This window comes from Blastococcus sp. SYSU DS0619, assembly GCF_054051035.1.
Genome location: NZ_JBJHAM010000002.1, coordinates 196,702 through 214,485, shown reverse-complemented (window position 1 = coordinate 214,485; position 17,784 = coordinate 196,702). Strand labels below are relative to the sequence as shown.

The window sequence follows — 17,784 nt, the reverse complement described above, 5'->3', positions numbered from 1 at the left end:
GTCACCGGAGCGGCAGCTCCACCTCCCCGGTGAGGTAGTGCTGCACCGTCGGTCCGATGGTCGCGACCAGCCAGTCCGGGGACGCCGACGCGAGCGGCTCGATCTGCAGCACGTACCGGCCGATCACCAGCCCGATCAGCTGGGAGGCGGCCAGCGACCCGCGGATCTCGCGTTCGCGGGGCGGCAGGTCGAGCGTGCCCACGACGCGGCGCAGCACCTGGGTGACCAGGAACTCGCGCAGCAGCCGCGCCGACCAGTCGTTGGTGACCGCCGAGCGCACCAGCGCGAGCGCCGCCGGCCGCATGGGGCCGTCCCAGACCGTCAGCAGCAGCCGGACGACGTTGCGCCCGAGGTCGTCCCGCCCGCCGGCCAGCAGCTCGGGGAGCAGCTCCGCGGGGTTGGCGGGCGCCTCGATCGCGGCCAGGAAGAGCTTGTCCTTGCTGCCGAAGTAGTGGTGGACGAGGGCCGGGTCGACCCCGGCCGCGGCGGCGATCCCGCGGATGGTGGCGCCGTCGAAGCCGCGCTCGGCGAACGCCGCCCGGGCCGCCGCCAGGACGGCGTCCCGGGTGTCGGGGTTCCCGGGGCGCCGTCCCGACCGTCGTGCGCGTGCCGGTTCCCGGTCGTCGGGCTCTGCGCTCAGTCCGTCCTCCTCCGCAGGGTCGCCGCCGCCAGGGCGAGGGCGAGCAGGGCGACGCCGGACACGATCCCGACGTCGGCCCACATCGTGCCCGTCGCCGATGCGGAGCGCCCGACCTCCTGCAGGGCCTCGACGGCGTAGGTGAGCGGCAGGACGTCGCTGACCGCCTGCAGCCAGCCGGCCATCTGCTCGCGGGGGACCAGCAGCCCGCACAGGAAGAACTGCGGCAGCACGACGACCGGCATGAACTGCACCGCCTGGAACTCGCTGCGGGCGAAGGCGCTGGCCAGCAGCCCCAGGGCGACGCCCAGCACCGCGTCGGCGACGGCGATGACCACGACGAGGGCGATCGAGCCGGTCACGTCGAGGTCGTAAAGCGTCGTCGCGACAGTCACGGTGACCGCGGCCTGCAGCGCCGCGGCCAGCCCGAAGGCGGCCCCGTACCCGAGCAGCAGGTCCAGCCGGGCCAGGGGAGTGGTCAGCAGCCGTTCCAGGGTGCCGGAGGTGCGCTCGCGGAGCATCGCGATGCTCGTGACCAGGAACATCACGACGAAGGGGAAGATCCCGAGCATGGTCAGCCCGACGCGGTCGAACGTGCCCGGCTGGCCCGGGAGGGTCGGCACGTCCTTCCAGAGGAGGTAGAGCAGGCCCAGCAGCAGGCTCGGCAGCACCAGCATCATCGCGATGGTGCGGTGGTCGTGCCGCAGCTGGCGCAGCACGCGGCCGGTGGTGGCGGCGGTGAGCCGGGGGCTCGCCAGGGCGGTGATCACGCGGCCATCTCCGTCCGGGCGCGGACGACGTTCAGGAACGCCTCCTCGAGGTCCGGGGAACCGCCGTCGGCCCGCAGCTGCGCCGGCGTGGAGTCGGCGATCAGCTCGCCGTCGCGCAGCAGCAGCAGGCGGTCGCACCGGCCGGCCTCGTCCATCACGTGGCTGGAGACGAGCAGCGTCGTGCCGGCCGCCGCCAGGGCGTGGAACCGGGCCCACAGCTCGGCGCGCAGCACCGGGTCCAGCCCGACCGTCGGCTCGTCGAGCACGAGCACCTCCGGCGTGCCGACCAGGGCACAGGCGAGGGATGCGCGCCCGCGCTGGCCGCCGGAGAGGTCGGCGACCAGCTGGCCGGCGGCGCCGGCCATGCCGACGTCGGCGATCGCGGCATCGGCGTCGGTGGCGCCCCGCCCGTGGAGGGCGGCGAAGTAGCGGGCGTTCTCCTGCACGGTGAGGTCGGCGTAGACGCTCGGCGCCTGGGTGACGTAGCCGACCCGGCGGCGCAGCGCGGGGGAGCCAGCCGGTTCGCCGAGCACCGTGACGGTGCCCGATCGGACCCGCTGGACCCCGACGAGGGCGCGCAGGAGCGTCGTCTTCCCGCTGCCGCTGGGTCCGAGCAGCCCGGTGACCTGCCCGGCCGGGACGGCGAACGAGAGACCGGGGAGGACGCGACGGCGCCCCCGGTCGACGACGAGATCGGTGACGGTGACGGCGTCCATGCCGGCCTCCCAAGAAGTCAACGGCTGATGAACTCAACGCTAAATGAGTTGTTGGGGCGGCGTCAACGGAGTCCTTGGTCCCGATGCGCTCAGACGGCCGGTGCGAGTCGGCCGGCCAGCCAGCCGGTCATCTCCGCGGCGCTCACGGGGGCGCCGAAGAGGTAGCCCTGTCCGACGTCGCACCGCAGGTCCACCAGCGCGGACGCCGTCACCGCGTCCTCCACGCCCTCCGCCACCACGGTCAGCCCGAGTTCGTGCCCGAGGTCCACGACCGACCGGACCAGGGCGGCGTCGTCGGCCGTCGTCGCCAGCTCGGCGACGAAGCTGCGATCGATCTTCACCTCGCTGACCGGCAGGTTCCGGACGCGCCCCATCGAGGAGTAGCCGGTGCCGAAGTCGTCGATCGACAGGCTCACCCCCGCGGCGTGCAGGCGGGTGAGGACGTCGCGCGCCCGGGTGGGCCCGGCGACCAGTGCGCTCTCGGTCAGCTCCAGGCGGAGCATGCCGGCCGGCACCCCGTGGGCCGCCAGGGCGGACAGCACGCGGGCCGGCAGATCGGAGCGGTGGACCGAACGGGCCGACAGGTTCACCGCCACGGGGACGCCGAGGCCCCGCTCGGACCACTGCCGCACCTGGGCCAGCGCGAGGTCCAGGACGCGGTCGGTGAGCGGCTCGATGAGCCCGGTCCGCTCGACGGCGGGCAGGAACGCCCCCGGCAGGAGCAGCCCGCGCTCGGGGTGCTGCCAGCGCACCAGCGCCTCCACCGCCACCACCTCGCCGGTGTGCAGCGACACCTGGGGCTGGTAGTGCAGCACGAGCTGCCCCTCGGCGAGCCCGCGCCGGAACTCGGAGAGCAGCAGGAGGTGGCCGCGGTCGTGCCCGTCCGCGGCGGCGTCGTAGACCTCGACACCGCTCTGCCGCTCCTTGGCCGTGTACATGGCGATGTCGGCCTGGCGCAGCAGCGACCCGATGTCCACCGGGCCGTCCGCGGAGACGGCGACGCCGATGCTCACGTCGACGTCGAGGGCCAGTCCGTCGACCAGGAAGGGCTCGCCCAGCGCGGCCCGGACCCGCTCCGCGGCGGTCCGCGCGCCCTCGGGCGTCACGTCCGGGAGCAGCAGGAGGAACTCGTCCCCGCCCAGCCGGGCGACGACGTCGACGTCGCGGACGTGCGGCCGCAGCCGCGGGCCGACCTGCGCGAGGAGCCGGTCCCCGTAGCTGTGCCCGAGGGTGTCGTTGACCTCCTTGAAGCGGTCCAGGTCCAGCAGGGCGACGGCGACGCGCTCGCCGCCCCGCCGGGCGGCCAGCAGCTGGGCGCCGCTCGCCAGGGCCGCCGCGCGGTTCGGCAGCGCGGTCAGCTCGTCGTGCGTGGCCTGGTGGGCCAGCCGATCCTGCAACTCGATCCGCTCGGTGACGTCCCGGGCGGTCAGCAGCAGGGCGCCGATCACCGGATCGGTCCGGCGGTCCGACGACGTGACCTCCAGGTGGCGCCAGTCGCCGTCGCGGTGCCGGAGCCGGACGAGCAGGACGCCGGGGAGGTCGGCGGGGCCGTCGGAGTCGCCGAGCCGCGCCTGGTCGTCGGGGTGGAGGAGATCGCGCGGACGCTCGCCCACCAGCTCCTGCGGCGGACGGCCGAGCAGGTCGGCGACCGAGTCGGAGACGAAGGAGATCCGCCCGGTGGGGTCGACGAGCGCGATGACGTCGCTGGTGGCCTGCACGACCGAACGGAACCGCCGTTCCCGGTCGAGCGCCGCGAGCATCGCGTTGAACGCCGCCGCCGTCCGGCCCAGGTCGTCGGGCGCCCCCACGGGGAGGGTCAGCGCGTCGTGCGGGATGCCCGCGGAGCCGAGGGGGCCGCCGACGGTGTCGGCGACCTCGGTCAGCCGGGTGGCGAGCAGCTGGAGCCGGCGGCCGATGACCCGTCTGGCCAGCACCCAGTTCGCCGCACCCAGGGCGATCCCCGCGGCCAGGCAGGCGAGCCGGAACGTCGACGCCCGCGAGTACTGCGTCGGCACGGCGAGGAGCTCGGCGAAGTACGGGAAGACCGCACCGATGCAGATGCCCAGCGCGGCCATCCCCAGGGCCAGGCGCGGGAAGACGCCGAGCCGGGGGCGCGGCTGCGCGCGCTCCGCGGGCCGGGCCGTCGTCGTGGGTGCCACGCGACAGCATCGGCAGCGGGGCGCCCGGACCTGAGCAGGCGGCCGCGCGGCTCCCTCGGCGGGGTGGCGCCGGGCGTCCGGGCAGAATCGACGGCATGCCCGCTCCCGTCGTCATCACCGATCCGCACGACGAGCGGGTGGCCGACTTCCGGAACCTCAAGGCCGGCGACCGGCCGGAGGGCACCCCCCGGTGGGGCGGGCCGGTCATCGTCGAGGGGGTGCCCGCCGTGCAGCGGCTGCTGGCCTCGCCGTACCGGGTGCGCGCGGTCCTCGGGGTACCGGGGCGGGTGGCCGCGCTCGAGCTGCCGGACGACGTCCCCGCCTACGAGGCGGACAAGTGGCTGCTGTCGGAGGTGATCGGCTTCCGGCTCACCCGCGGGGTGATCGCCTCGGCCGACCGGCGGCCGCCGGCCGACCTCGACGAGCTGCTGGCCGGTCCGGATCCCGTGGCGCCCCGCCGGCTCGCGGTCCTCGAGGCGCTCAACGACGCGGAGAACCTCGGCTCGATCGCCCGGTCGGCGCTCGCGCTGGGCATCGACGGGCTGCTGCTCGACCCGCGCTGCGCGGACCCGTTCTACCGGCGCTCGGTCCGGGTCTCGATGGGCCACGTCCTGGCGCTGCCGTTCGCCGTGCTGCCCGACTGGCCGACCGACCTCGGCCGGGTGCACGACGCCGGCTACACGACGGTGGCGCTGACGCCCGCGGCCGACGCGATCGACCTGGCGGACCTGGACCCGGCCGCGCACCCGCGGACGGCGGTGCTGCTGGGTGCCGAGGGTCCGGGGCTCACGCCGGAGGCACAGCAGGCGGCCCGGGTGCGGGCCCGCATCCCGATGCGGTCGGGCGTGGACTCCCTGGGGGTCGCGGCCGCGGCGGCGGTCGCCTTCGCGACGCTGCGCTGAGCGGTCAGCCCCGCAGGGAGAAGCGGGCGAGAATGGCGCGGGCCTCCTCGGCGTGGGCCGGGTGGCACATCACGTCGTACCGGCTCGCGGTGATCTTGTTGGTGCTGGTGAAGTCGCGGCGGCCGCGGGTGGCGGCGTAACCCATCCCGCCGAAGGCCGCGCCGAACGCGAGACCGATCAGCAGGCCGGTCAGCACGGAGCCGATCCAGCCGCTGCCGTCGGGGGCGAAGATGCCCAGCAGCAGACCGACGAACAGACCCCACCAGGCGCCCCCGGCCGCGCCGGCGGCGAGCGCCCGGCCCATGGTCAGCCGGCCGGTCACCGTCTCGATCATCCGCAGGTCCGTGCCGATGATCGTCACGTTCTCGACGGCGAACTTCTCGTCGGACAGGTGGTCGACCGCCGCCTGTGCCTGCTCGTAGCTGTCATAGGACCCGACCTGGACGCCGCCCAGCGGCATCGACACCGAAGCACTCATGCCTGGTCAACTACCCACGCCGGCGTCGTGTTCCACTCACGCCAGGCTGTCGGCCCAGGCCCGGTGCAGGCCGGCGAACCGGCCGGTGCCCGCGACCAGGTCGGCGGGGGCGCCGTCCTCGACTATGCGGCCCTCCTCCATGACCAGCACCCGGTCGGCGATCTCCACGGTGGAGAGGCGGTGGGCGATGATCAGCGCCGTCCGGTCGGCCAGCAGGGTGTGCAGCGCACGCTGCACCAGCCGCTCGCTGGGCACGTCGAGCGAGCTGGTCGCCTCGTCCAGGATGAGCACGGCCGGGTCGGCGAGGAACGCCCGGGCGAAGCCGACCAGCTGGCGCTGCCCGGCCGACAGGCGTCCGCCGCGCCGCTGCACCTCGGTGTCGTAGCCGTCGGGCAGGGCGGTGACGAACTCGTGGGCGCCGATGGCCCGGGCCGCCGCCTCGACCTCGGCGCGGGTGGCGCCGGGCCGCCCGAAGGCGATGTTGTCGGCGATCGTGCCGGAGAACAGGAAGCTCTCCTGGGTCACCATGACCACGGCCCGCCGCAGGTCGGCGTCGGTGAGCCGGTCCAGCGGCACGCCGTCGAGCCGCACCTGGCCGCCGACCGGGTCGTAGAACCGCGCGGCCAGCCGGGCGAGGGTCGACTTGCCGGCGCCGGTGGCGCCGACCAGGGCCACCGTCTGCCCGGCGGGGACGGCCAGGTCCAGCTCCGGCAGCACCACCGAGCCGGTGTAGCCGAAGCGGACGCCGTCGAGCACCAGCTCCCCGGCGGCCCGGGGGAGCGGCACCGGGTCGGCGGGCTCGGCGACGGTGGGCCGCTCCTCGAGCACCCCGGACAGCTTCTCGAGCGCCGCCGAGGCCGACTGGTAGCTGTTGTAGAACATCGCGACGTCCTGCAGCGGGTCGAAGAACCGGCGCAGGTACAGCAGGAACGCTACGAGCGTGCCGACGGCGAGACCGCCGTCGATCACCCGGAGGGCGCCGATGCCCAGCACGGCGACGGTGACCACGTTGCCGATCAGCGTGACCGCGGGGATGAAGACGGCGATCAGCCAGAAGGCCCGGTCGTGCGCCCGCCGGTTGTCCTCGTCGAGCGCCGCGTGCAGCCGGTCGTTGCGCTCCTCCCGGCGGAAGGCCTGCACCGCCCGGATGCCGCCGAAGGTCTCGGTGAACTGGACGATCAGCGCGGCGATCGTCTCCCGGGTGCGCCGGTAGGCGGCGGTGGAGTGGCGCTGGAACCAGCGGGCCACCCAGAACAGCGCGGGGAAGCCGGCCAGCGCGACCAGGCCCAGCGGCAGGTCGAGCACCAGCAGCACGACGCCGATGGTGAACACGCTGAACAGCGCGGTCACCAGGCTGTCCAGGCCCTCGTCGAGCAGCTCCGCCAGCGCCTCGACGTCGCTGGTGAGCCGGCTGATGGTCTTGCCCGAGGTGTACCGCTCGTGGAACGACAGCGGCAGCCGCTGGACGTGGGTGAACACCCGTCGGCGCAGCTCCAGCAGGACCGCCTGGCCCATCCGGCCGGAGCGGGTGAGGAAGACGTAGCGCAGCACCGTGTCGACGACGGCGGCGACGACCATCGCGGCGCTGATCCACACCAGCGGCCACGGATCCCCCTCGAGCAGCGCGGGGACGGCGACGTCGATGCCGAGGCCGATCAGCAGCGGGCCGGCCAGCCAGGCGCCGTTCTGCACCAGGATGGTGAGCAGCAGGCCCCAGAGCGTCCGCCGGTGCGGGTGCGACAGCTCGCGCAGCAGCCGCCGCGACCGCGCCCGCAGGAAGACCCCGGCGTCGGCGGAGAGCGCGTCGGCGTCCTCGGTGGCCACCCCGCGCCAGGCGTGGTCGGCGGTGCCCTGATTGGCGGTGTTCTGATCGTGCGTGCTGCGCTCGGGGATGCTCTGGTCGGCGGTCACGAGCCGGCCTCCGCCAGCTCGCTGTCCTGCGCCAGCAGGTCGCGGTAGGCCGGCACCGTCGCCAGCAGCTCGCGGTGCGGCCCCACGGCGGTGATCCGCCCGCCCGCCAGCAGCGCCACCCGATCGGCCAGGAGCACCGTGGAGGCGCGGTGGGCCACCACGAGCGCCGTCGTCTCCGCCAGGACCTCCCGCAGCGCCTGCTCCACCAGCGCCTCGGTGTGCACGTCGAGGGCGGAGAGGGGGTCGTCGAGCACCAACACCGACGGGCGTCCCAGCACCGCGCGGGCCAGCGCCAGTCGCTGGCGCTGCCCGCCCGACAGCGAGAGCCCCTGCTCGCCGATGCGGGTGTCCAGCCCCCAGGGGAGGTCGTGCACGAACTGCGCCTGGGCCACCCGCAGCGCCTCGGCCACCTCGGCGTCGCCGGCGTCCGGCCGGCCGAGCGTGAGGTTCTCCCGCACGCTCATCGAGAACAGCGTCGCCTCCTCGAACGCGGTGGCGACGACGCTGCGCAGCTGCGCCAGCGGCAGGTCGCGGACGTCGGTGCCGTCCAGGGTGATCCGCCCGTCGGTGACGTCGTACAGCCGGGGGACCAGCGCGGTCAGCGTCGTCTTGCCCGAGCCGGTGGCGCCGACCAGGGCCACGGTCTCGCCGGGGCTCAGGTCGAGGTCGACGCCGTCGAGCACCGGCCCGGCCGCACCGGGGTGGGCGAAGCGCACCCCCTCGAAGCGCAGCCGGGCGGGGGTGCCCACGGGCGCCGGCCGTACCCCGGGCCGGTCCTCGATCGTCACCGGGGCGTCCAGCAGCTCGCCGATGCGGTCGCACGCGCTGGCGGTCTCCTGCGCGAAGGCGAACAGGAAGCCCAGCGAGAGAATCGGCCACAGCAGCACGGTGAACAGCGCGACGAAGGCCACCAGCCCGCCGACGGTCAGCGCGCCGGTGCCCACGGCGGTCGCGCCGCCCACCAGGATCAGCGCCAGGGTGACCTGCGGGTGGAACTCGAACAGGCACCAGATCAGCGCCAGCGTGCGCACCTTGTCCAGCTCGAGCCGGCGGAGGCGGGTCGCCTTCGCGTCGTACCGGTCGAAGACCAGCCCGCCGCGGCCCAGCGACTTCACCACGCGGATGCCCTGCACCGCCTCCTCGACGTCGGTGGCCAGCTCGCCCTGCTGGTCCTGCACGCGGCGGGACTGCACGTTGTACCTGCGCTCCCAGCGCAGCCCGAGGACGGTGAGCGGGACGGTGGTCAGGGCGACGGCCAGCGCCAGCGGCCAGTAGGTGACGAACAGCAGCACGAGGACGACGACGCAGGTGATCAGGTTGACCACGAGGAAGACGGCGGCGAACCCGACGAAGCGGCGGACGGTCGAGACGTCGGTGGTCGCGCGGGAGAGCAGCTGACCCGAGGCCCAGCGGTCGTGGAAGGCGACCGGGAGCCGCTGCAACCGGGAGTACAGGGTGTCGCGGAGGTCGCGCTCGATCCGCAGGCAGCTGCGGTTCATCGCCCAGCGGCGCACGAAGAACAGCGCGGCCTCGGCGAGCCCGAACAGCAGCGCGAGCAGGAGCAGCGGGAGCAGGCCGGCCCGGTCGCCCTCGGCGATCGGCCCGTCGACGATCGCCGCGGCGATCAGGGGGAGCGCGATCTGCGCCAGCGTGGCGAGCAGGGCGGCGCCGAAGGTGAGCGCGATGAGCCCGCGGTACGGGCGGGCGAAGGGCCAGAGACGGGTCAGCGCGGAGAGCCGGCCGTGGGCGTCGGGCTCGGGGGAGTGCGGTTCGTCGTCCATGGCGCTGCTCAGGCTAGGCGCGGGTAGTGACGTCGGCGAACGACTTTCGCGGTCAGCGGTTGCGCCGCACCCCGAACACGATGTCCTCCCACGCCGGGATCCGGGCGCGCGGGTCCTCGTCGTCGTCGGTGCCGTCGCCGGCGCCCCGGCCGAGCACGACCGTGTCGTGCTCGGCTACCTCGTCGAGGAGCGCGGTCATGTCGTCGTCCTCGGGGGAGCCGTCGGGTGCGTGCACGTCGCGCACGAGCGCCTCGTCCTCCGCCGGGACGACGGGGGTGGGCGCGGGAGCCGGCTCGGGCGCCCGGACCACCGAGACGGGGCGGCTGCGGGGCAGGGGCGAGGGCAGGCCGGCGGGCACCTCGGGGACGACCCGGACCAGCCGGGTGCCCTCGCTGAAGTCGGTCGTCGCGGCGTCGGCGGGCGTGACCGTGCGCGAGGCCAGGTCGTAGTTCCACCGGGCGGTGCCGGACTTCGCCCCGGCGCGCCAGGCGCCGGTGACCACCCACGTGCCGTCCTCGCCGCGGAAGGCGTCCCACTCGACGGCGTCGATGTCGGTGTCGATCAGCCGCAGCCGCTCGACCATGAACTGCTGGAGGATGGCGCCGGGGGCGCCCTCGGTCAGCCGGACCCGGGCCTCGCGGGCCTGCCCGGCCACCCGCTCGCGCTCCTGGAGCACGGGGTGGGCGAAGCGCATGATCCGCTCCACCCGCGCGCCGGTGGCGGTCGCGACCTGCTCGGGTGTCTCGCCGGAGCGGATGCGGGACTGGATCACCCGCGGCGAGAGCTCCGTGCCGAGGTCGACGTCGATCTGGGTGAGCCGGCGGGCGTCTCCGCGGGCGGCCGCCCGCAGGCGGTCGTCGATCGGGAGTTCGAACCGCTCCCCGCCGTCGGGGGCGTCGGGGCCTTCCGCGGTCAGGATGAGATTCTTCCCGTCGTCGGAGAGCGCCACGAGGCGCAGCGTGCGCATGGCGACCTCCTGCAACCGGCGCGGCGGGCCCGGACGAGAGCCCGGTTCCCGAGGCTATCGGGGTCCGGCGGGCGCCGCGCGCAGGCGGCTCGGCGTGGCGCGCACGCGGTGCCGCAGCCGGCTCCCCCTGCCGGGGGGTGCCGGTGCGGTCGTTGCACGCCGATGACAGCCCTGACACACGACCGCAACAGGACCCCGGCAGAGTCGGGGGTCCGCCAGCGGCACGACACGAGCCGAGGAGGAGCGATGGCCAGCCCGGTGACCGATCAGTGGACGGCCGCGCCGGCGGGGTTCCCCGCCCTGGAGTCGCTGGCCCCGCCCGAGGCGCTGCCGGCCGCGGTCCGGGGGGTCGTCGCCCGCGTCGCCGGTGCCTCGGCCGCCTGGTGCCCGGCGCCGTCCCCCGACGGCCGCCGGATCGCCTACGTCACCGACCGCTCGGGGCTGCCCCGCCTCGAGGTGGCCGCCCTGGACGGACGGACGCCCCCGCGCCAGGTGTCCGGCGCCGACCAGGAGGTCGTCTCCGTCGCCTGGTCGCCCGACGGCGCGTGGCTGGCCTACCTCGTCAGCCCCGGCGGGTCCATCTGCGCCGAGCTGCACGTCGTCCGCCCCGACGGCACCGGTGCCCGGCTGGTCGCCGGCCAGGACCCGCGCGCGACCGTCGTCCCCGGCGCCTGGGCCGGGCCCGGCCACTACGTCTGCTCGATCGCACCGGGCAACGGGCCCGACGCCGACGTCGTCCTGGTCGACATCGGCACCGGCGAGCTGCGGACGCTGGCCTCCGGTGGGTTCCTGTCCGTCACGGCCCTCTCCGCCGACCGCCGCACCGTTCTCGCCCGGCGCGGTCCCCGCGTCTTCCGGCACTCGGTCGTCATCGACGTCGCCACCGGGATCCAGCGCCGGGTGCTCCCGCTGGACGCCCCCGGCGGCATCGCCTCGGAGGACGGCCGGTTCTCCGCGGACGGCCGGACGGTGCACGTCCGCGCCGCCCTCCCCGGGTTGCCCGGCGCCGACCGCGCCGGACTGGTCGCCGTTCCCCTGGACGACGACGGCGTCCCGGGTCCTGGGCGGACGGTCCTGTACCGGGCCGACGCCGACCTGGACGGTTACGCGGTGCGTCCCGACGGCACCGTCCTCGCGCTGTGGACCGCCGACGGGATCAGCCAGCTGTGGCTGCACGCGGTGTCCGACGGCGCCGTGGTCCGCCGGATCCCGCTGCCCGAGCCGGTGCTCACCGGCTGGGCGCCGGCCGTCGGCGCCGACGCGCTGATCGCCGAGCTGTCCGGTCCCCGGGCGCCGCGCGGGCTCTGGCGGGTGCCGCTCGACGGCAGCGGTCGCGCGCAGCTGCTGGCCTGCTCGCCGGAGCGCCCGGACCCACGCGGGCTGGTCGAGCCGGTGCTGCACCGGTACGTGGCCCCCGACGGGGTCGCGCTGTCGGGCTGGCTGTACACGCCTGCGGGCAGCCGGGGCCCGAACCGCACGGTGGTGAGCTTCCACGGCGGCCCGGAGGGCCAGGAGCGCCCGGGCTGGTCGCCGATCACGCAGAGCATGGTGGCCGCGGGCCTCACCGTCTTCGCCCCCAACGTGCGCGGTTCCGGTGGGTTCGGCCGCGCCTTCATGACCTCCGACGACGGGGCGGCGCGCGAGTCGTCCTTCGCCGACGTGCGGACGACGGTCGACGAGCTCGTGACCGCCGGCATCGCGGCGCCCGGGCAGGTCGGCGCGCACGGGTGGTCCTACGGCGGGTACCTGACGCTGGTGGCGCTCACCCGCTGGCCGGACCTCTTCGCCGCCGGCGCCTCGCTGGCCGGGATGAGCGACCTGCGCACGTTCTTCGCCGGCACCGAGCCGTGGATGGCCGCGGCGTCGGTGACCGAGTACGGCGACCCCGTCGCCGACCGCGACATGCTCGCCGCGATCTCGCCGATGACGGCCCTGGACCGGCTCACCTCACCGGTGCTGCTGGCGCACGGGGACCGCGACACCAACGTGCCGGTGGCCGAGTCGGTGCAGGCGCACCAGGCGCTGCAGGCGCGGGGTGCGTGCGTCGACCTGCTGCTGTTCGCCGGCGAGGGGCACGCCATCGTGGGCCGCGACCACCTGGTCGAACTGGGCGAGCGCCTCGCCGCCTGGTTCGATCGGTGGCTGTGAACGGGGAACTCTTCGCCGGGTACTCCACCGCCCGCACCGACGAGGCCGTCGGTCCGGGTGGCCGGCTGCGCGAGGGATGGGCCGGGCCGGTCGCTGCCCTGGGGCAGCTGGGGCCCGACGGGCTGACCGCCGCCGCCCGGCACCTGGCGGCCTGGCGCGCGGAGCACGGCGTCGCCGTCTCGGCCTGGGCGGACGGCCGGCAGCAGGTGCATCCGGTGCCCATGGACCCGGTGCCCCGGCTGGTCGACGCAGGCACCTGGGCCGCGCTGGCCCGCGGCACGGCCCAGCGGCACCGCGCCCTCAACGCCTTCCTCGCCGACGTCTACCGCCCGGCCGGGCGGCGACGGGGCGACCGCGACCGCGCCCCGGAGGTCGTCCGGGCCGGCGTGCTGCCCGAGTGGGCGGTGGCGCACGCGCCCGGTCGCGATCCGGACGCGGTGGCCGGCGCCTGGCCGGGCCAGCCCCGGGCGACGGTCGCGGCCGCCGACCTGGTGCGCACGAGCGGGGACCGCTGGGTGGTCGTGCGCGACGACCTGCGGGTGGCCTCGGGGATCGGGTACGCGCTGGCCGACCGGGCGAGCGCGCGGGCGGCCGTGCCGGAGCTGTTCGCCGGCCGGCAGCCCCGGGACCCGGCGGAGGCCGTCGCGCTGCTGGCCGCCGCGCTGGCCGCCGCCGCGCCCCCGGCGACGTCCCGCCCGCCGCGGATCGCCGTGCTCACCCAGGGCGAGAGCGCCGACGCCTGGTTCGAGCACCAGGTGCTGGCCGAGGCGCTGGGCGCACCGCTGGTGCGGGCGGGTGACCTGTGGCCGCGCAGCGACGGGGGAGTGGAGGCCGCCGTGGACGGTGGCCGGGTGCCGGTCGACGTCCTCTACCGGCACTTCGACGACGCGCTGCTCGGCGCCTACCCCACGGGGCCGGGCCTGCCGCTGGACACGGCCCTCACCGAGGCGGTCCGGGCCGGGCGGCTGGGGATCGCGAACGTCCCCGGGAACGGGGTGGCCGACGACGCCGCGGCCTACGCCTGGGTGCCGGCGCTGGTCCGCTTCTACCTGGGCGAGGAGCCGTTGCTGGACTCGGCGCGGACCTGGGTGCTGGCCGATCCGGTCGCGGAGGCGGCCGTCCGGGACCGGTTGCACGAGCTGGAGGTGCAGTCGGTGGCGGGGTACGGCGGCCGGGACGTCGTCTCGGGTCCGGCGTGCTCGGCGGCCGGGCTGGCCGCGCTGCGCGCCGAGATCTCCGCGGCGCCGCACCGGTTCGTGGCGCGGGAGCCGGTGGTGCCCTCGACGGCCCCGACGCTGGTCGACGGGGAGCTGCGCCCCCGGCCGGTGGCCCTGCGGGTGTTCTCGGTGGCCGGGGCGACCACCACCGCCCTCCCCGTCGCCCTGACCCGGGTGGCCGAGGGGGACGGGCCCGACCTGCCGGGTGCGCCCGGCGACGGCAGCAAGGACACCTGGCTGCTGCGCTGAGGCCGGCCGGGGGTCAGCCGGCGGCGATCCCCGACCGGATCCGCACCGTCGTGCCGGAGGGGCTGGGGACGGCGGTGACGTCGCCGAAGGCGCTCATCAGGGTCGAGCCGCGGCCGCGGTCCATGCTGGGCGCCCGTTCCCGCCACTGCCCGGAGTCGCGGATCGTGATCTCGACCAGGCCGCCCCCGACGGCGGCGGAGACCTCGACGAACGGCTCGGCCGGGTCCTGGGCGTGCTCGATCGCGTTGGTGGCCGCCTCGCACGCGGCCAGCAGCAGGTCGTAGGCGTGGTCGGGGTCGATCCCGGCCTCGGCCAGCAGCGCGCGCAGCCGCCGGCGCACGACCGGGATCGACGCGGGCTCCGAGGGCAGCCGCCAGTGCGCCCGGTGCGAGCCGGCCGGCGCGGGGGAGCTCCGCGGGGCGGGCACCGGGTCCGGTCGGCCGGCCGGGTCCGGTCGGCCGGCCGGTGGGGCCGGCGGCGGGCGGAGCGGGGCCGGGTCCGGTGCCCGGACGGGTGCCGGCCCGGGCGGGCCGGTGGGGCCGGCTCCGCGCCCGGCGGCCCGCTCCAGCGCCACGCGCACCCGGGCGAGCAGCTCGGCGGCGCGGAACGGCTTGGCCAGGTAGTCGTCGGCGCCGGCCTCCAGACCCTCGACCGAGGCCTCCTGCCCGGCCCGGGCGGTCAGCATGATCACCGGGATCTCGCGGGTGGCCGGGTCCGCGCGCAGCGCCCGCAGCAGCTCGAAGCCGTCGATCCGCGGCATCATCACGTCGGTCAGCACCAGGTCCGGGGCGCGCTCGGCGACCGCGGCGAGCGCCTCCTCGCCGTTCGCCCTCGTGCGCACGGTCCAGTGCGGGCCGAGCAGCCGGGTCAGGTAGGCGCGCATGTCGGCGTTGTCGTCGACGACCAGCACGTCGGCGCCGCCGACCGCACCCGGGGCGGTGCCGGCCGGCCGGGAGGTCTCCTCCTCCCAGCTGGCCGCCTCGCCGTGCGCGGCCTCGGACGGCACCGCGGCGGAGTCGGCCGGTGCGGCGTCGGGGTGGCCGGAGGGGAGTGCGACGGTGAAGGTGCTGCCGCGGCCCGGCTCGCTGGTGACCGTGACCGCGCCGCCGTGCAGCGCCGCCAGCTCCTGCACCAGCGCCAGGCCGATGCCGGTGCCCTCCCGGGTGCGCGCGGCGGACCCGGCGACGCGGTGGAACCGCTCGAACAGGTGCGGCAGCTCCTCGGCCACGATGCCCACGCCGGTGTCGGCGACGGTGAGCCGGAAGCCCTCCCCGGTGCCGCGCAGGGCCACCTCGATGCCGCCGACGAACGTGTACTTCACCGCGTTGCCCAGCAGGTTGACGACGATCTTCTCCCACATCCGCGGGTCGACGAAGACCGGGCGGTCCAGGGGCGGGCAGTCGACGGTGAGCCGCAGGCCGGCCCGCTCGGCGGCCGAGCGGAAGATGCCGGCCAGCTCCGCGGTGAACGTGGCGACATCGGTCGCCACCCGCACCGGGGTCGCCCGCCCGGCCTCGATGCTGGCGAAGTCCAGCAGGTCGTTGACCAGCCGCTGCAACCGCTGCCCGTTGCGGACGGCGAGGGTGAGCTGCTCGCGGACGTCGTCGGTCAGCGGTGGGTCCGCCGTCTCCAGGACGTCGCTCAGCGGCCCCAGGAGGAGCGTGAGCGGCGTGCGGAGCTCGTGGCTGACGTCGGCGAAGAAGGTGGTCTTGGCACGGTCCAGCGCGGCCAGGGACTCCGCGCGCTCCCGCTCGCGCTCGAACGCCCGGATGTTGACCAGGGCACCGGTGAACTGGCCGGCCACCAGCTCGTGGAAGGTGCGGTAGTCGGCGTCCAGCGCCCGGCTGGGCGAGGTGCCCAGCACCAGCAGGCCCACCGGCGCGGCATCCCGGCTCACCGACAGGGGGAGGACGACCGACTCGGTCACCGGATCCCCCCAGGGGCCACCGGTGACCCCGAGCCCGCTCACCGGGGGGAGCGCTGCGGCGCCCTCGGTCACCGCGGGCAGCAGGTCCCCGTCGACGCCGGTGGCCGCCACCCGCCGGAAGGCGCCGTCGTCGGCGGACAGGTAGACCGCGGCGAAGGGGATGTCGAGGGCGTCGCTGCCCAGCGCGGTGCACATGGCCGTGACCGTCGCGCGCTCGTCACCGAGCCGGGCGCCCTCCGCGGACAACGTGTGCAGCAACTGCTGACGGCGGGCCGCGAGCAGCTCGCCGGTCACCTCGGTGCAGACCGCGTGCATGCCGGCGACCCGGCCGTCGTCGTCGAATGCCGGTGCGTGGGAGACGGTGAAGTACGTCTCCTCGCGGTAGCCGGACCGCTCGAGCGGGAGCAGCAGGCCGGGCAGCCAGGAGGCCTCGAGCGTGGCCATGGCGTGCTCGATCGGCGGGCCGAGCGCCTCCCAGCCCTCGGCCAGCGTCACCCGGATGTCCTCGCCGATCGCCGGGTGCTTCGCGCCGATGAGCGGGGCGTAGGCGTCGTTGTAGAACTGCCGGAACTCCGGGCCCCAGGTCAGGACCATGGGGAACTTGGAGACCAGCACGGTGCGCACGGCGTGACGCAGGCTCGCGGGCCACGTCCCGACCGGCCCGAACGGGGTGCTCGCCCAGTCGAGCCCCGCCATGATCCGGCCGGCTTCCCCGCCGGCGGTGAAGAGGTCGTCGCCGGCGGGGCCGGACGGCCGACCCGAGCCCACGCTCGCCTCCTGCCCGGGAGCCGGCAGCTCGTTCAGAGACGCTCCGCCACGTAGTCGATGCAGGCGGTCAGCGCCGTCACGTCATCGGGGTCGACCGCCGGGAACATGCCGACGCGCAGCTGGTTCCGGCCGAGCTTGCGGTAGGGCTCCACGTCGACGACGCCGTGGGCGCGCAGCGTCGTCGCAACGGCGGCGGCGTCGATCGAGTCGGCGAAGTCGATGGTGCCCACCACGTAGCTGCGGTGGTCGGGGTCGGCGACGAACGGCGTCGCGTACGACGACTTCTCCGCCCAGCCGTAGAGCCGGCCGGCGGACTCGCGGCTGCGGCCGACCGCGCCGGTGAGCCCGCCGAGGGAGAGCATCCAGTCGATCTGGTCGGCCAGCAGGAAGAGGGTGGCGATGGCCGGGGTGTTGTACGTCTGGTCCTTCGCGGAGTTGTCGACGGCGATCGACAGGTCCAGGAACCCGGGGATCCAGCGGCCCGACGCCTTGATCTCGGCGATCCGCTGAAGTGCGTCGGCCGACATCAGGGCCACCCAGAGGCCGCCGTCGGCGGCGAAGGACTTCTGCGGCGCGAAGTAGTAGACGTCGGTCTGCGAGACGTCGACCGGCAGTCCGCCGGCGCCGCTGGTGGCGTCGATGAGCACGAGCGCGTCCTCGGTGCCCGACGGCCGGGCGATCGGCGCCATCACGCCGGTGGAGGTCTCGTTGTGCGCCCAGCCGTAGGCGTCCACGCCCTCGGTCGCGGAGGGCAGCGCGAGCGACCCGGGGGCGGCCGTGACGATCACCGGGTCGCCGAGGAACGGGGCCTCCTTCGCGCCGGAGGCGAACTTGGCGGAGAACTCCCCGTAGGTGCCGAAGGCGGCGCGGTCGCGGATCAGCCCGAAGAGCGCGGCGTCCCAGAACGCGGTGGTGCCGCCGTTGCCGAGCACGACCTCGTAGCCGTCGGGCAGGTCGAACAGCTCGGTGAGCCCCTCCCGCACCCGCCGGACCAGCTTCTTCACCGGCGCCTGGCGGTGCGAGGTGCCCATGATCGCCGCACCGTCGCCGGCCAGCGCCCGCAGCGCCTCGGAGCGCACCTTGGACGGACCGCACCCGAACCGGCCGTCCGCAGGCAGGAGCTCGGTGGGGATGGTGAGGGTCATCCGGGGGAA

At 75.6% G+C, this 17,784-nt stretch carries 13 protein-coding genes; 3 read left to right on the top strand and 10 right to left on the bottom strand.

The genetic code is table 11. The features are described from left to right. Position 1 precedes the first annotated feature (1 nt). The 4 genes from ACI79T_RS03565 to ACI79T_RS03550 form a co-directional block, all read right to left on the bottom strand. Positions 2-721, bottom strand: coding sequence for a TetR/AcrR family transcriptional regulator (locus ACI79T_RS03565; protein ID WP_456608674.1), 720 nt, complete (start codon positions 719-721; stop codon positions 2-4). Continuing rightward, a complete protein-coding gene (locus tag ACI79T_RS03560) occupies positions 637-1,407 on the bottom strand; it encodes an ABC transporter permease (RefSeq protein WP_456608673.1) in 771 nt (256 codons plus the stop codon). The genes ACI79T_RS03565 and ACI79T_RS03560 overlap by 85 nt, the downstream gene beginning before the upstream one ends. Beyond that, entirely contained in the window at positions 1,404-2,123 is a 720-nt protein-coding gene (locus ACI79T_RS03555) for an ABC transporter ATP-binding protein (RefSeq protein ID WP_456608672.1), read from the bottom strand. Before ACI79T_RS03555 ends, ACI79T_RS03560 begins: the two co-directional genes overlap by 4 nt. An 89-nt stretch (positions 2,124-2,212) precedes the next feature. Then, the gene (locus ACI79T_RS03550) at positions 2,213-4,282 is read right to left on the bottom strand and encodes a putative bifunctional diguanylate cyclase/phosphodiesterase (RefSeq protein ID WP_456608671.1); all 2,070 of its coding nucleotides are present in this window, start codon (positions 4,280-4,282) and stop codon (positions 2,213-2,215) included. 95 nt (positions 4,283-4,377) lie between these two features. On the opposite strand from ACI79T_RS03550, the gene ACI79T_RS03545 reads away from it, so the two are divergent. Continuing rightward, on the top strand, positions 4,378-5,184 hold the full coding sequence (locus tag ACI79T_RS03545) for a TrmH family RNA methyltransferase (RefSeq protein WP_456608670.1): 807 nt from the start codon (positions 4,378-4,380) through the stop codon (positions 5,182-5,184). A 4-nt stretch (positions 5,185-5,188) separates the two neighbouring features. On the opposite strand, the gene ACI79T_RS03540 is transcribed toward ACI79T_RS03545, so the two are convergent. From ACI79T_RS03540 to sepH, 4 genes are read right to left on the bottom strand one after another with little or no spacing between them, the layout of a single operon-like run. Further along, positions 5,189-5,662 (bottom strand): general stress protein, encoded by a 474-nt coding sequence (locus tag ACI79T_RS03540; protein ID WP_456608669.1) that lies wholly within the window; start codon positions 5,660-5,662, stop codon positions 5,189-5,191. Between the two features lie 36 nt (positions 5,663-5,698). After that, a complete protein-coding gene (locus tag ACI79T_RS03535) occupies positions 5,699-7,573 on the bottom strand; it encodes an ABC transporter ATP-binding protein (protein WP_456608668.1) in 1,875 nt (624 codons plus the stop codon). Then, entirely contained in the window at positions 7,570-9,354 is a 1,785-nt protein-coding gene (locus tag ACI79T_RS03530; RefSeq protein WP_456608667.1) for an ABC transporter ATP-binding protein, read from the bottom strand. The genes ACI79T_RS03535 and ACI79T_RS03530 overlap by 4 nt, the downstream gene beginning before the upstream one ends. Positions 9,355-9,406: 52 nt before the next feature. After that, on the bottom strand, positions 9,407-10,321 hold the full coding sequence (gene sepH / locus ACI79T_RS03525; RefSeq protein ID WP_456608666.1) for a septation protein SepH: 915 nt from the start codon (positions 10,319-10,321) through the stop codon (positions 9,407-9,409). Positions 10,322-10,567: 246 nt separating this feature from the next. On the opposite strand from sepH, the gene ACI79T_RS03520 reads away from it, so the two are divergent. Beyond that, positions 10,568-12,469: a prolyl oligopeptidase family serine peptidase gene (locus ACI79T_RS03520; protein WP_456608665.1), complete on the top strand. Its 1,902-nt coding sequence runs from the start codon at positions 10,568-10,570 to the stop codon at positions 12,467-12,469. Then, on the top strand, positions 12,466-13,935 hold the full coding sequence (locus tag ACI79T_RS03515; RefSeq protein WP_456608664.1) for a circularly permuted type 2 ATP-grasp protein: 1,470 nt from the start codon (positions 12,466-12,468) through the stop codon (positions 13,933-13,935). Before ACI79T_RS03520 ends, ACI79T_RS03515 begins: the two co-directional genes overlap by 4 nt. A gap of 13 nt (positions 13,936-13,948) precedes the next feature. Here the strand turns inward: ACI79T_RS03515 and ACI79T_RS03510 are convergent, their stop codons facing one another. Beyond that, positions 13,949-16,630, bottom strand: coding sequence for an ATP-binding protein (locus ACI79T_RS03510; protein ID WP_456608663.1), 2,682 nt, complete (start codon positions 16,628-16,630; stop codon positions 13,949-13,951). 32 nt (positions 16,631-16,662) lie between these two features. Next, a complete protein-coding gene (gene serC / locus ACI79T_RS03505; RefSeq protein ID WP_456608662.1) occupies positions 16,663-17,775 on the bottom strand; it encodes a phosphoserine transaminase in 1,113 nt (370 codons plus the stop codon). Positions 17,776-17,784 lie beyond the last annotated feature (9 nt).

What these genes read in the sequence shown, in the direction of transcription:
- sepH (WP_456608666.1), bottom strand. Translation starts at nt 10,321, where the DNA reads ATGCGCACGCTGCGCCTCGTGGCGCTCTCCGACGACGGGAAGAATCTC.
- ACI79T_RS03545 (WP_456608670.1), top strand. Translation starts at nt 4,378, where the DNA reads ATGCCCGCTCCCGTCGTCATCACCGATCCGCACGACGAGCGGGTGGCC.
- ACI79T_RS03520 (WP_456608665.1), top strand. Translation starts at nt 10,568, where the DNA reads ATGGCCAGCCCGGTGACCGATCAGTGGACGGCCGCGCCGGCGGGGTTC.
- ACI79T_RS03555 (WP_456608672.1), bottom strand. Translation starts at nt 2,123, where the DNA reads ATGGACGCCGTCACCGTCACCGATCTCGTCGTCGACCGGGGGCGCCGT.
- serC (WP_456608662.1), bottom strand. Translation starts at nt 17,775, where the DNA reads ATGACCCTCACCATCCCCACCGAGCTCCTGCCTGCGGACGGCCGGTTC.
- ACI79T_RS03540 (WP_456608669.1), bottom strand. Translation starts at nt 5,662, where the DNA reads ATGAGTGCTTCGGTGTCGATGCCGCTGGGCGGCGTCCAGGTCGGGTCC.
- ACI79T_RS03530 (WP_456608667.1), bottom strand. Translation starts at nt 9,354, where the DNA reads ATGGACGACGAACCGCACTCCCCCGAGCCCGACGCCCACGGCCGGCTC.